At 72.2% G+C, this 12,578-nt stretch carries 13 protein-coding genes; 2 read left to right on the forward strand and 11 right to left on the reverse strand.

Features of this window, described 5'->3' with window-relative positions; translation table 11 throughout:
- Positions 1–80: 80 nt before the first annotated feature.
- The 3 genes from AC4BEG_RS24325 to AC4BEG_RS24335 all read right to left on the reverse strand — a co-directional run bounded on the left by AC4BEG_RS24325 (position 81) and on the right by AC4BEG_RS24335 (position 3,357).
- Positions 81–1,091 (reverse strand): ketoacyl-ACP synthase III, encoded by a 1,011-nt coding sequence (locus tag AC4BEG_RS24325; protein ID WP_201877747.1) that lies wholly within the window; start codon positions 1,089–1,091, stop codon positions 81–83.
- A complete protein-coding gene (locus AC4BEG_RS24330; protein WP_490701872.1) occupies positions 1,088–2,083 on the reverse strand; it encodes an ACP S-malonyltransferase in 996 nt (331 codons plus the stop codon). The genes AC4BEG_RS24325 and AC4BEG_RS24330 overlap by 4 nt, the downstream gene beginning before the upstream one ends.
- Before the next feature lie 89 nt (positions 2,084–2,172).
- Complete coding sequence (locus AC4BEG_RS24335) at positions 2,173–3,357, reverse strand: PucR family transcriptional regulator (protein WP_201877749.1); 1,185 nt, start codon at positions 3,355–3,357, stop codon at positions 2,173–2,175.
- Positions 3,358–3,470: 113 nt separating this feature from the next.
- On the opposite strand from AC4BEG_RS24335, the gene AC4BEG_RS24340 reads away from it, so the two are divergent.
- A complete protein-coding gene (locus AC4BEG_RS24340) occupies positions 3,471–4,139 on the forward strand; it encodes a pirin family protein (protein WP_490707171.1) in 669 nt (222 codons plus the stop codon).
- A gap of 26 nt (positions 4,140–4,165) precedes the next feature.
- Here AC4BEG_RS24340 and AC4BEG_RS24345 read toward each other — a convergent pair whose 3' ends face one another.
- Positions 4,166–4,984, reverse strand: a complete 819-nt coding sequence (locus AC4BEG_RS24345) for a serine hydrolase domain-containing protein (RefSeq protein ID WP_490701873.1) — start codon at positions 4,982–4,984, stop codon at positions 4,166–4,168.
- Between the two features lie 128 nt (positions 4,985–5,112).
- Here AC4BEG_RS24345 and AC4BEG_RS24350 point away from each other — a divergent pair, with 128 nt between their 5' ends.
- Positions 5,113–5,613, forward strand: coding sequence for a MerR family transcriptional regulator (locus tag AC4BEG_RS24350; protein WP_490701874.1), 501 nt, complete (start codon positions 5,113–5,115; stop codon positions 5,611–5,613).
- 40 nt (positions 5,614–5,653) lie between these two features.
- Here AC4BEG_RS24350 and AC4BEG_RS24355 read toward each other — a convergent pair whose 3' ends face one another.
- The 7 genes from AC4BEG_RS24355 to AC4BEG_RS24385 form a co-directional block, all read right to left on the reverse strand.
- Positions 5,654–5,971 carry a hypothetical protein gene (locus AC4BEG_RS24355; protein WP_490701875.1) on the reverse strand — a complete coding sequence of 106 codons (318 nt, stop codon included), beginning with the start codon at positions 5,969–5,971 and terminating at the stop codon, positions 5,654–5,656.
- Positions 5,958–7,157: an alpha/beta hydrolase gene (locus tag AC4BEG_RS24360; RefSeq protein ID WP_490701876.1), complete on the reverse strand. Its 1,200-nt coding sequence runs from the start codon at positions 7,155–7,157 to the stop codon at positions 5,958–5,960. Before AC4BEG_RS24360 ends, AC4BEG_RS24355 begins: the two co-directional genes overlap by 14 nt.
- Before the next feature lie 229 nt (positions 7,158–7,386).
- Positions 7,387–8,067 carry a response regulator gene (locus AC4BEG_RS24365; RefSeq protein WP_490701877.1) on the reverse strand — a complete coding sequence of 227 codons (681 nt, stop codon included), beginning with the start codon at positions 8,065–8,067 and terminating at the stop codon, positions 7,387–7,389.
- Positions 8,068–8,087: 20 nt separating this feature from the next.
- Entirely contained in the window at positions 8,088–9,455 is a 1,368-nt protein-coding gene (locus tag AC4BEG_RS24370) for a sensor histidine kinase (RefSeq protein WP_490701878.1), read from the reverse strand.
- A gap of 113 nt (positions 9,456–9,568) precedes the next feature.
- Entirely contained in the window at positions 9,569–10,504 is a 936-nt protein-coding gene (locus tag AC4BEG_RS24375) for a DUF4429 domain-containing protein (RefSeq protein ID WP_490701879.1), read from the reverse strand.
- Between the two features lie 74 nt (positions 10,505–10,578).
- On the reverse strand, positions 10,579–11,784 hold the full coding sequence (locus AC4BEG_RS24380; protein ID WP_490701880.1) for an alpha/beta hydrolase: 1,206 nt from the start codon (positions 11,782–11,784) through the stop codon (positions 10,579–10,581).
- A 94-nt stretch (positions 11,785–11,878) separates the two neighbouring features.
- Positions 11,879–12,550 carry a TetR family transcriptional regulator gene (locus AC4BEG_RS24385; protein WP_490701881.1) on the reverse strand — a complete coding sequence of 224 codons (672 nt, stop codon included), beginning with the start codon at positions 12,548–12,550 and terminating at the stop codon, positions 11,879–11,881.
- Positions 12,551–12,578: the final 28 nt, after the last annotated feature.

A 12,578-nucleotide genomic window follows, 5' to 3' on the forward strand; every position in this document is an offset into this window, starting at 1 on the left:
CGGCGCTCCTTCTTCGGTGTGTTGCGGTGGGTGCGCAGCGCCCGATCCGTACGGGGCTGCGTGGATATGGACTATGGAGCCTAAGGGAGGGTAACGACCGTCGCTGCGTAGACGAGACCCGCTCCGAATCCGATGACGAGCGCGGTGTCGCCGCTCTTCGCCTGCCCCGTCGCCAACAGCCGCTCCATGGCGAGCGGAATGGAGGCGGCCGAGGTGTTGCCGGTGGTCTCCACATCACGGGCGACCGTGACGTGCTCCGGCAGCTTGAGGGTTTTGATCATCGAGTCGATGATGCGCATATTGGCCTGATGGGGGATGAACGCGTCGAGCTCGTCGGCGGTGATCCCGGCCTCGTCCAGGGCCTGCTGGGCGACCTTGGCCATCTCGTACACGGCCCAGCGGAAGACCGCCTGGCCCTCCTGCCGCAGCGCGGGGAAGCGTACGTCCTCGCCGCTCTGTTCGCGGTAGACGTCCCAGGGCAGCGTCTGGCTGATGGTGTCGGACTTGTCGCCCTCCGAGCCCCAGACGGTCGGGCCGATCGCGGGCTCCTTGGACGGGCCGACCACGACGGCGCCCGCGCCGTCACCGAACAGGAAGGCCGTGGCCCGGTCCTCCAGATCGGTCAGATCGGACAGCCGCTCGACGCCGATGATCAGTACATGTTCGGCGGTGCCGTCGGTGACCATGCCCTTGGCGAGGGCCAGTCCGTAGCCGAAGCCCGCGCAGCCCGCCGAGATGTCGAACGCGGCCGGCTTGCCGGTGCCGAGCAGATGCGCGATCTCGGTGGCGACCGCGGGGGTCTGCTTGAAGTGCGAGACGGTGGAGACGATCACGGCGCCGATCTGCTCGGGCGTCAGCCCCGCGTCGGCGATGGCCTTGCCGCCCGCCTCGACCGACATCTGGGCGACCGTCTCGTCCGGACCGGCCCAGTGGCGGGTGGCGATGCCCGAGCGGGTACGGATCCACTCGTCCGAGGAGTCGATGTGCTTGAGGATCTCCTCGTTCGGCACCACCCGGGTGGGACGGTAGCCGCCGACACCGAGGATGCGCGCGTACGGTGCGCCCTTGCTGGGCCTGATCTTCGCGGTCATGCGTCTCGGAGCTCCTCTTCGGCCGTTGTGTCGGCGACGGGGGCGGCATGCTCGGCGATCAGCGCACGGGCCGCGTCGAGGTCGTCCGGCGTCTTGAGCGGTACGTTCACGACGCCCGGCAGGGCGCGCTTGGCGATACCGGTGAGCGTCCCGCCCGGGGCCAGCTCGATCAGCCCGGTGACACCCAGCTCCTGGAAGGTCTCCATGCACAGGTCCCAGCGGACCGGGTTGGACACCTGGGCGACCAGCCGCTCGATCACCTCGGCACCGGAGGTCACCACCTCGCCGTCGCGGTTCGAGACGTACGCGGTACGCGGGTCGGCGACCGGGACACCCGAGACCAGGGCCTCGAGCGTGGCGACCGCCGGGGCCATGTGGTCGGTGTGGAAGGCACCGGCCACCTTCAGCGGAACGACCCGGCGCACGCCCTCCGGCTTGTCCTCGGCCAGCGCCGCCAGCTGCTCGGCGGTGCCCGCGGCCACGATCTGCCCGGCGCCGTTGACATTGGCCGCGGTCAGACCGTGCTTGCCGAGGTGTGCGACGACCTCGTCCTGCTCACCACCCAGTATGGCCGCCATACCGGTCTCGGCGCGGCTCGCGGCCTCCGCCATGGCCAGGCCACGGCGGCGGACCAGCACCATGGCCGCCTCGTCGGTCAGTACCCCGGACACCGCGGCGGCGGTGATCTCACCGACGCTGTGGCCCGCGGTGGCGCCCAGACGGTGCGCCGAGGCGGCCGGTCCGGAGGGGGCACCGGTGCCGTCGGAGAACAGGGCGTAGGCGGAGACGAGACCGGCGGCCACCAGCAGCGGCTGGGCCACCGCGGTGTCGCGGATCTCCTCCTCGTCGGCCTTGGTGCCGTAGTGGATCAGGTCCAGGCCGGAGACGGCCGACCACCAGGTCAGTCGTTCGGTGACACCGGGAAGATCGAGCCAGGGGGTCAGGAAGCCGGGCTTCTGAGCGCCTTGGCCGGGAGCGACGAGTACGAGCACTCTCACACTCTCTCTTGTGGGTGGTCCGGCTCGCCCGTGAGGACAAGGACGAAGAACCGTCAGGGGAATTGTTGGAGTCCAACAAAGGGTCAGGGAAGTATGTCTCCGTCGGCAAGACGGCCCAGGATCAGCGCTATGCGCAGGGTAAATGCCGACCTGACGTCGGAAGGTGACCAACCGGTGACGTCAGTCACACGTCGTAGCCGGTAGCGGACGGTATTGGGGTGCACGAAGAGCATCCGGGCCGCGCCCTCCAGACTGCTGGCCTGCTCCAGATACACGCTCAGCGTCTCCAGCAGTGCGGAGCCCGCTTCCTCCAGCGGTCTGTAGATCTCCTCCACCAGCTGCTCACGGGCAGCCGGATCCCCGGCCATCGCCCGCTCCGGCAGCAGATCGTCCGCCAGCACCGGGCGCGGTGCGTCCGGCCAGGCGGTGCACGCCTTCAGTCCCGCCGCCGCGGCGCCCGCCGAGCGGGTCGCGGCCAGCAGGTCGGAGACCACCGGACCGGCCACCACCGGGCCCGGGGCGTACGGCCCGATGAGCGCCTTCGCCGCCTGGAGCGGATTGTCCGAGCCACCCGCGACCACCACCAGACGGTCACCGAGCACCCCGGTGAGCACCTGGAGCTTGGCGTGCCGGGCGGCCCGCCGGATCGCCTCCACGGTCAGCTCGCTGTCCCCGTCCGGGGCGGTGCCCAGCACCACGCACACATGCTCGGGCGCGTTCCAGCCGAGGGCGGCGGCGCGGGACAGCGCCCCCTCGTCCGCCTCGCCCGAGAGCACCGCGTTGACCACCAGGGACTCCAGCCGGGCGTCCCAGGCGCCGCGCGCCTCGGCCGCCTGTGCGTACACCTGGGCGGTGGCGAAGGCGATCTCTCGCGCGTACACCAGCAGCGCCTCGCGCAGCACCGACTCATCGCCCGGAGCCGCCACCTCGTCGATCGCGGACTCCATCACCTCGATGGTGGTCCGCACCATCTCCACGGTCTGCCGCAGGGTGATCGCGCGGGTCAGCTCGCGCGGGGCGGTGCCGAAGACATCGGTGCTGATCGCCTGCGGGGCCTCCGGATGCCGGAACCACTCGGTGAAGGCCGCGATACCCGCCTGCGCCACCAGCCCGATCCAGGAGCGGTTCTCGGGCGGCATCGCCCGGTACCACGGCAGCTGCTCGTCCATGCGCGCGATGGCGGCGGCGGCCAGCTTCCCGGAGGACTTCTCCAGGCGGCGCAGGGTGGCACTGTGGGGATGCGGGAGGTTCGCGGCTGGTTCAGGCACGAGGTCAAGACTGCCTTATCGGGTGGTGTACGCGGGGGGGCGGGGAGCTACGGGGCGGTAGCGGACGGGGCGGACAGGGCTGGGGTGAGGAGCGCACTACCGTGGACCGGGTGATGTGGATACAGCGGTCCGGTGCACGGTATCCGGGCGGGGACGGCACCGGCATCGAGACGCGCCACGCCTTTTCCTTCTCCGGACACTACGACCCGGACAATGTGCGGTTCGGGCTGCTCGTGGCCTGCAACGAGGAGCGGCTTGCGCCCGGCGCGGGCTTCGCCGAGCACCCCCACCGCGATCTGGAGATCGTGACCTGGGTGATCGAGGGCGAGCTCACCCACGAGGACTCCACCGGGGCCCGGACCGTGGTGCGCCCCGGCGATGTACAGCGGCTCAGCGCGGGCAGCGGGGTGCGCCACACCGAGCGGAACGCGGGCCCGGAGCCCCTGGTCTTCGTACAGATGTGGTTGGTGCCCGGCCCCGGCGCCCCGGCCGAGCCCGGGTACGAGGTGGTGCGCGGTATCGCCGACGGCACCCCGTACGCGCTGGAGCGCACCGAGGCGGTGCTGCATGTACGGCGGCTGGCGGGCGGTGAGCGCACCGCACTGCCGGACGCGCCCTGGAGTTACGTCCACGAGGTGCGCGGCGCGGTGCGGATCGGTGACGAGACGCTGGGCGCGGGGGACGCGGCCCGGGTGCGGAACGCGCGCGGGCTGGAGGCGCGCGCCGAGGGCCCGGCGGAGCTGTTGGTGTGGGAGATGCACACGGAGCCGGTGTACGGCTGACGCCCGCCGGGCGGGAGTACGGGAGCTCAGCCCGTGCGCAGCTCGGCGAGGACCGCGTCGGTCAGGGCGGGCCAGACCTCCACGGCCCAGGGGCCGAAGGGCCGGTCGGTCAGGGCCACACAGGCCGCCCGCGCCTCCGGGTCGACCCACAGGAAGGTGCCGGACTGGCCGAAGTGCCCGAAGGTGCGGGGCGAGGAGGAACCACCGGTCCAGTGCGGGGACTTGCCGTCGCGTATCTCGAAGCCCAGCCCCCAGTCGTTGGGCCGCTGATGGCCGTAGCCGGGCAGCACCCCGGTCAGCCCCGGGTGCACCACGGAGGTGGCCTCGGCCAGCGTCTGGGGCGCCAGCAGCCGCGGGGCCTGGAGCTCGGCCGCGAACCGCACCAGGTCGCCCACGGTGGAGACACCGTCCTTGGCGGGGGAGCCGGGCAGGTCGGTCGCGGTCATGCCGAGCGGCTCCAGCACCGCCTGGCGCAGATACTCGCCGAACGGGATGTCCGTGGCCTTGGCGATGTGGTCGCCCAGCACCTCGAAGCCCGCGTTGGAGTACAGACGGCGGTTGCCGGGGGCGGCGACCACGCGGTGCTCGTCGAAGGCGAGCCCGGAGGTGTGCGCGAGCAGATGGCGGACGGTGGAGCCCTCGGGCCCGGCCGGTTCGTCCAGCTCGACCGCGCCCTCCTCGACGGCGAGCAGCGCGGCGTAGGCGGCGAGCGGCTTGGTGACCGAGGCGAGCGGGAAGCGGTGGTCGGCCGGGCCGTACGATCCGGCCAGGCCGCCGTCGGCCGTGACGACGGCCGCCGCCGCCGTGGGGACCGGCCAGTTCTCGATCATCCGCAGGCTTTCCATGGCCCTGAGCCTAATGCCCGCCGGAATCCGCCCCGTAATCCGCTTGCTTGGAGCGCACTCGAAGTCCATAGCGTTGTCCCGGGTGTGGAACGCGCACACAGCAGCGATCGGCGAGAGGGTGTTTCGGCATGACCGTGGTGGAGAGCGCTCTGGCTCCGACTCCGACTCCGACTCCGGCTCAGGCTCCGGCTCTGGCTCCGGCGAAGCCGCGGATCTGCCAGGACGAGCATCCGCACCCGCGGCCGACCGGGGAGGACCGCTACACGATCAGCGAGGTCGCCGCGCACACCGGGCTGAGCGCGCACACCCTGCGCTGGTACGAGCGGATCGGGCTGATGCCGCATGTGGACCGCACCCACACCGGTCAGCGCCGGTTCACCAACCGAGATCTGGACTGGCTGGAGCTGGTGGGCAAGCTGCGGCTGACCGGAATGCCGGTGGCGGACATGGTCCGCTACGCCGAGCTGGTCCGCGCCGGGCAGCAGACCTTTCCCGAGCGCGAGGAGCTGCTGACCGAGCACCGGGAGAACGTCCGGACGCGGATCGCGGAGCTGGAGAGCACCCTCGAGGTCATCGACTACAAGATCAGCGTCTACTCCGACGCGCGGCGGCGGACGGAAGGCGCCTGATACGAGTGCGAGGGTGTCCGGCGGCGCGGCGGCGGCCGGTTCAGCCGCGGAGGGCCGACAGCACCATCGTCACGCACAGGACGGCGAACGCGGCGGCGGCCCGGCCCAGCACGGCCCGGCGGACCGCAGCCGGGCCCGTTCCGCCGCCCGTGTCCTCGCCCGCCCGCGCCCGCTCGGCGGGGCCTCCGGGGCGGTCCTGACGCTCCGGGTCCCGCGCGTCTAAGTCCCGCCCCTCCAGGTCCCGCCCCTCCAGGTCCCGCCCCTCCAGGTCCCGCCCCTCCAGGCCGCGGCGCTCCAAGGCGAAGAGACCGGCGCACAGCACCGCGAGCGCCGAGGGGCGGGGCTCATGCGAGGCCATGGCGGCACTCCTGGTCGCCGTCGCCGCGATCCGCGCACCGGACCCCGTCGAACCGCCCGAGCGCGATCCGGGCGAAGTTGCGCAGCGAGTCCGTACCGGGGGCGAAGTAGCCGGTGTGCCCGTGGGCGCGGTCGGCGGAGACCACCCGGGCGCCGAAGGACCCGTCGGTCGGGTCCTCGCCGTGGCCGAGGCCCAGGAACGCGTAGCCGGTCACCCGCCGTATCCAGTCGGTGCTGTCCCGAGCCGCCCACACCCGGGCGGGGGTGTGCAGCCCCTCCGCGCTGTCGGCGCGCATCCCCGGGCTGCCCAGGACCACCAGATCCGAGACCCGGGCCCGGTCCATCGCGGGGGCGGCGACCCCGCAGAGGACCGAGCCGTAGCTGTGGCAGAAGACGGTGGGCGGCGCCTCCGCCGTGGCCGCGGTGGTCACCGCGAGCCCCGCCAGGAACCGGTTCAGACGCGGTGCCCCTGCCTCGGCCAGCCTGCTGGTCGCGGCGTCCGGGCCGACCCCCACCGGGGTGGTGTAGCCGACCCATGCCACCACGGCGGTGGGGGTGCCGGGCGCCTCCCGGGCCATCCGCGCCCGCAGCGCCCGCGCCATGCCGTCGGGGGTGCCGTACCGGTCGTGGTCGCGGTCGAAGGAGTTCAGGTCGATGTCCGAGCCGGGCACCACGACGGCCGTACGCCGCGCCGTCCCCAGATCGCCGAACACCTCGGCCACCTGGCCGCGGCCGCGCGGATCGAAGGCGAGGATCCGACGGCCCGGGGAGAGCAGTGAGGTGTAGCGCTCGACGAGCGGGCTGTCGGGGTCGGCGGCGCGCTCTCTGTCGCGAGCGGCCCGGATGGCACGGGAGTTGGCCTCGTAGCGCAGTGCGAGGGGCGCGCCGTCGAGGTTGCCCACCACCTGCGGATGGCGGATGGCCAGGGTCCGCCGCTGGACGTCGGTGAGCCCGGCGAAGAAGCGGGCGATACGGGCCGGGGAGGCGGTGGCCGGATCGGGCAACTCCCGCCCGGGACCCGGCAGCGAGTGATCGGCGCGCCAGGCGGAGGTGCCGGGCGGCGGTCCGGTGATCGCCTGCTCCTCGTGGGCGACGGCCCACCCGGCCGTCCCGGCCATGACGGTGACGGTGAGCGCGGCCGTGATCAGACGGCGGGCGTAATGCCAGGGTCGATGCGTCTGGGACATGGCCGCGGGTTTCCCTCTTCCGTTCGGTGGCGAGGGAAACGTAGGGAGCCGGTGGGTGGCGGGGCGTCACACCGCGGTGCCAAGTCGGGAGTCATACCGGGGTAGGGGGTGGTCCGGGGGCTCACCCCCGGTTCGGCGGGGGGTTCACAGCACGCCGCCCGCCTGGGTCGTGGGCTCATGGGGGCCGGGCACCCCGGCCGGGGCCAGTCGGCGACAGCCCCGCCGCGGGCTACTGCCCGCCGGGCGACACCAGCCCCGATTCATAGGCGAAGATCACCGCTTGCGCCCGGTCGCGGAGTTCCAGCTTGGCCAGCACCCGGCCGATATGGGTTTTCACCGTCTGCTCGGCCAGCACCAGCGACTCGGCTATCTCCCGGTTGGACAGCCCGCGCGCGATCAGCTCCAGCACCTCCGTCTCCCTCGGGGTCAGCCCGCCGCGGCGCAGCGTGAGGTGGTTGCGGCGGGCCGCGGGGCGCTGGCGGGCGAAGTCGGCGATCAGACGGCGGGTGACCGAGGGGGCGAGCAGCGCCTCGCCCGCCGCCACCACCCGCACCGCGGAGATCAGATCGGCGGGCGGGGCGTCCTTGAGCAGAAAGCCGCTGGCCCCGGCGCGCAGCGCCTCGTAGACGTAGTCGTCCACGTCGAAGGTGGTGAGCATCAGCACCTTGGGCCGGTGGGTGACCCCGCGCGGTGGATCGAGCAGTTGGCGGGCCGCCTCCAGGCCGTCCATCTCGGGCATCCGGACGTCCATCAGCACCACATCGGGGTGGGTGCGCCTGCTGACCTCGACACCCTGTCGTCCGTCGGGCGCCTCGCCGACGATGTCGATGTCGGACTGCGCGGCGAGCAGCGCGGCGAACCCCGCCCGTACCATCGCCTGGTCGTCGACGATGATCACCTTGATGGTCATGGTTCCGTCTCTTCGGAGGGCTACGAGGGCTCTTCGATGTCTACCAGGGGCAGCCGGGCCGCGACGCGGAAACCGCCATCCGGCAGCGGGCCGGTGTCGAGCATCCCGTCCACCAGCCGGACCCGCTCGACCATGCCGACCAGACCGTGGCCGGTGCCGGTGGTCTCCAGGGGAGTGGTGGGCACGCCGGTGGCCGGTCCGTTGACGATCAGGACGGTGAGCGCCGGGGGGTCCGCGGCGGTCGAGACGGAGACCCGGGTGGCGGCGCCGGGTGCGTGCCGCACCACGTTCGCCAGCGCTTCCTGCACGATCCGGTACGCCGACAGCTCCACCGCCTGCGGCAGCGGACCGAGCCCGGCGACATCGTCCGCGACGGTCAGCTCGGTCGGGATCCCGGCCCGTACGGTGGCCTCGACCAGCTGGGGCACCTGGTGCAGCCCCGGCTGCGGCGCCCGCTCGCCGCGGGTCTCCTCGCTGCGCAGTACGCCCAGCAGCCGCCGCATCTCGGCGAGGGATTCCCGGGCGGTGGCGGCGATGGAGCCGAACTCCCGCTCCGCGTCGGGCGGGAGGCCGCCGATCCGGTAGGGCGCGCTGTCCGCCTGCACGGTGATCACGGACATATGGTGGGCGACCACGTCATGCAGCTCACGGGCGATCCGGGTGCGCTCCTCCAGCAGGGTGCGGTGGGCGCGTTCGGCCTCGCTGATGGTCTCCTGCTCGGCCAGCCGCCGCTGGACGTCCCCGCGTTCGCGCAGCGCGCCGCCGATCAGCAGCACCACCCCGCTGAGCACGAACAGCAGCACCGCGCTGCTGTCGCCCTGGTTGTCGACGCCCGTGCCGAGTGCGAGTCCGGCGCCGCCGGTGACCAGCCACACCGCCACCAGCGTGGGCCGCGATTCGCGCAGCGCGAGGGCAAGCATCAGGAAGAGATAGCCCACGATCCCGGCGGGCAGCCAGGGCCATATGGGGTGCTCCATGCCGGGGATGGGGCGCTCCATGCCGGGGTTGAGGACCATCAGCGCGCCGATCACATCGCTGATGATGGTGATCCACCACGCCTGGAGGGGACGGGTGACAGCGAGCAGCAGCGGGGTGGTCTGGGCGAAGGCCAGCAGCGTGGCGGATTCGCCGGACTCCCCGTAGTCGTTGATGAGGACCTGGGCGGAGACCGGGACCAGCACCGCGGTGAGCACGATCGCCACCCCGTACGGCAGCCTGCGCAGCCAGCGCCGGGGCGACTGGGAGAACAGCGGGGTGGCCGGGTAGCTGGGCGTCATCAAAGCGCGGAACAGGGCGCCCACCTGCCGCCGGGCGACGGTGAACAGGCCCTGGTGCGCGGTGGAGGAGACGCCGGCGGAGGGGGCATTGGCCGAGGAGGTGCTGGTCATGGCGGATTCAGCGTAGGGTTCGCGGCGCGGCCGCACGTCATACCTGGGAGTCGGATGCGGGTCATACCTGGGTATCGGGGCGGTGGCGGTGCCGGAGCGCGCCATCGCACGCGCTACAGCTCCGCCAGCAGCTCGGCCTTCTTCGCGCTGAACTCCTCGTCCGTCAGCAGCCCCTGGATGTGCAGCTCGCCGAGGTGGCGGATGCGCTCGGCGATGTCGGCCGGGTCGCGGCGGGCGGTCGTGTGAGCGGCTGTGTGAGCGGCCGACGCGGGGGCGCTCTCGGTGCCCTGCCCCGGATTTCCGGCCCGTACGGCCTCCAGCACGGCGGCGGCGAACGGCAGCGACTGATGCACCATGCCGTAGCCCATCCCGAACACCACGGCCGCCGGGTCGTGGTCGGCCCGGCCCATGGGGCGGTCCTCGTGGGCACGTTCGATCAGCCGCAGATGGCCATTGCCGTTCTTGGCGGCGCCCTCCTTGGGGGTGGAGCCCGCGGAGCCTTTGCTCTCCGGTGAGCACCACTCCACACCGCTCAACTCATCGACCCGGAAGCGCTGGTCCCCGACCTTCCACTTGGCCGAGGAGGCCCCGGTCCAGAACCAGCGGAAGGCGACCTCCTTGCCGTCGAACGACGCCTTGCCGTCGTACGCCTTGAAGGACATCGGCGGCGCGGGCGCGGTGATCAGATGAGTTTCGGCAGGGGTGTCGGCGTCGGGGGCGAGCGCGGCGCGTATCTCCTCCGCGTAGTACTCGGCCAGCGTCTCGCGCTCGGCGGGCAGCACCAACCGGTACGGGTCGTACGCCTCTTTGAGCTGGCCGTCAGCCGCGTCCATCAGCGGGTCGGCGCCGGGTCTGGGCACGGCGCGCAGCACGACGGTGCCTCGTTTGCCGGGAGCGAGCTCCACCGCGGACAGCGCCTCGAAGGGAACGCGGCGTTCGCCGAGCGCCTGGAGCAGCTTCGGCGTGCGGATCCCCCGTTCGAAGCGGATGAGCACGGAGTCGGTGTCGAACTCCCAGACGGTCTGAAAACCGGCCAGCACATCACCCATGCGGCTCATCGTATGCGGCGGTGGCCCGCCCGTCCCCCCTTGAGCGCTACGCGCGTCGCGTGTGTGGTGTGCTATCAGGCCAGCCCGGCGGTGCATGCGTCACCGTCCGCGCAGCTCACCGACTGGACCGTACCGACGCCCACCCGCGCCAGGTTGTCCAGGCTGGTCGTACCTGGCTCGAAGTAGCCGGCGTGGCCGTCGGCGCCGTCGGCGGACAGCCTGCGGGCGCCGAAGCCGGAGGAGACCGGGTCGGCACCGTGGCCGAGCCCGCCGACCTCCAGATGCGGAATGTCCGCAATCCAGTCACCCGGGCCGCGCATCGCCCAGACCCGGGCGCTGGTGCCCAGGTCGGACGCGTGGTCGGCGCGCATTCCGGGGCTTCCGGCCACCGCGATATCGGTGACGCTGGGCGGCAGGTCACGGGCGGCGACACCGCACACCACCGAGCCGTAGCTGTGGCACATCAGCGAGACTCGGGAGGGCGCGGGCAGCGCGTTGACCAGGGCCCGCAGCCGCAGCGCGCCCTGGGCGGCCAGCTTGCCGGTGGCGGCGTCCATGCCGATGCCCGCCGGGGAGGTGTAGTCGGCCCAGGCGATGACGGCGGTACGGGTCTCCGGGGCGTCGGTCCGCTCGTTGTGGTAGAGGGCGCGGGCCATGCCGACGGTGGCGGCGTACGGCTTGTCGGTCTTCTGGAAGGTCAGGATGTTGGTGTCCACACCCGGCACCACGATCGAGACCCGGGCCGCGTGCGCGAGGTCGCCGAAGACCTCGGCGGCCCGGCCCTCGCCCGAGGGGTCGAACGCGAGGATCTGGCGGCCGGAGCCGAGCAGGTCCTCATAGCGGTGCATCCGGCGGGCGGCGTCGGTGCGGCCGAGCGGGGTGAGCCTGCTGTCGTGCGTCCGCTCCCGCTCCACGGCCTTGGCCTGGGCCAGCGCGACCCGGTTGGCGCGGTAGCGCAGGGTCACGGGCGCGCCGTTGAGATTGCCGACGACGAGCGGGAAGCGGCGTACGAGGCGGTCGGTCTCGGCCTTGTCCAGCGCGTCGATCCAGCGGCTGAGCCGCCGCGGCGAGGCATACGGGTCGGGCAGTGGGTGACCGCCCAGGGACGCGTGGCGCCAGGCGTCGAGCGACGCGGCCAGCGGGTCCCGGTCCCCTCTCTGGGCCCGTACGGCCGTCCAGCCGGTGGTGGTGAGCAGGACGAACACCACCGCCAGGGCGAGCAGAGCGCGCCAGGCGGTGGAACCGGAAGAGGGGGAGCTGAGCTCCGAGAAGGAAGTCACCGCGGGACACCCTAGGAGAAGCGCGGTGGTGGTCGCCAAATGCCGTGAGTCATATCACGTTTGGGGACTGCCCAATGTGGGCGCTATGTCCGATTTACTGGTTTTTATTCCAATGTTCGGCGAGTGCCGGTCCCACATGGTCGAGTTGATACACCGCGATGTCCCGCAGTGCCTTCGTGCTGAGGTCGTCACCCTCGCCCCAGAGCATGCCGGTCACCCGGATCACCCCGCCGACCATCGCCACCACCAGGCGCGGACGGGGGTCCTGGTCGATGTCCAGCCCCTCGCGGCGGGCGATCTCCCGGGCGAGTCGCTCCTCCATCTCCATGGTCCGGCGCAGATTGACGGCGAGCAGGGTGGGGCTCGATTCGATCACCTGGTACATCCGCAGATGGAGTTCGGTGGGCACCAGCTCCTCGATGGTCTCGCCGGTCCGGTCCCAGCCGTCCAGGACGGCGTTGCGCAGGGCGGTCAGAGGTGCCTCGTCGGCCGGGCGGGCGCACAGTGCGTCAAAGCACAGTGCCTCCGCCGCGCCCTGGGTCGCGAAGGCGACCTCCTCCTTGTTGGCGAAGTACCGGAAGAAGGTGCGCTGGGAGACGTCCACCGCCTCGACGATCTCGTCGATCGTGGTCTCGTCGTATCCCTGACGGGTGAACAGCTCGAAGGCGGTGCGCACCAGAGCGCCTCGGGTGCGCTGTTTCTTGCGCTCGCGCAGTCCGGTCGGCGCGGGTGTCACCGTCGCCGCTGCCGCCTCGTCCGTTGTCACCTGTCGGCTCGCTTCCTGCCCGCGTCCG

The organism is Streptomyces sp. JLBJ103 (genome assembly GCF_058215575.1).

Coding starts and splice junctions, on each gene's coding strand:
- AC4BEG_RS24325 (WP_201877747.1), bottom strand. CDS start 1,091: ATGACCGCGAAGATCAGGCCCAGCAAGGGCGCACCGTACGCGCGCATC.
- AC4BEG_RS24340 (WP_490707171.1), top strand. CDS start 3,471: ATGTGGATACAGCGGTCCGGTGCACGGTATCCGGGCGGGGACGGCACC.
- AC4BEG_RS24345 (WP_490701873.1), bottom strand. CDS start 4,984: ATGGAAAGCCTGCGGATGATCGAGAACTGGCCGGTCCCCACGGCGGCG.
- AC4BEG_RS24350 (WP_490701874.1), top strand. CDS start 5,113: ATGACCGTGGTGGAGAGCGCTCTGGCTCCGACTCCGACTCCGACTCCG.
- AC4BEG_RS24355 (WP_490701875.1), bottom strand. CDS start 5,971: ATGGCCTCGCATGAGCCCCGCCCCTCGGCGCTCGCGGTGCTGTGCGCC.
- AC4BEG_RS24360 (WP_490701876.1), bottom strand. CDS start 7,157: ATGTCCCAGACGCATCGACCCTGGCATTACGCCCGCCGTCTGATCACG.
- AC4BEG_RS24365 (WP_490701877.1), bottom strand. CDS start 8,067: ATGACCATCAAGGTGATCATCGTCGACGACCAGGCGATGGTACGGGCG.
- AC4BEG_RS24370 (WP_490701878.1), bottom strand. CDS start 9,455: ATGACCAGCACCTCCTCGGCCAATGCCCCCTCCGCCGGCGTCTCCTCC.
- AC4BEG_RS24375 (WP_490701879.1), bottom strand. CDS start 10,504: ATGGGTGATGTGCTGGCCGGTTTTCAGACCGTCTGGGAGTTCGACACC.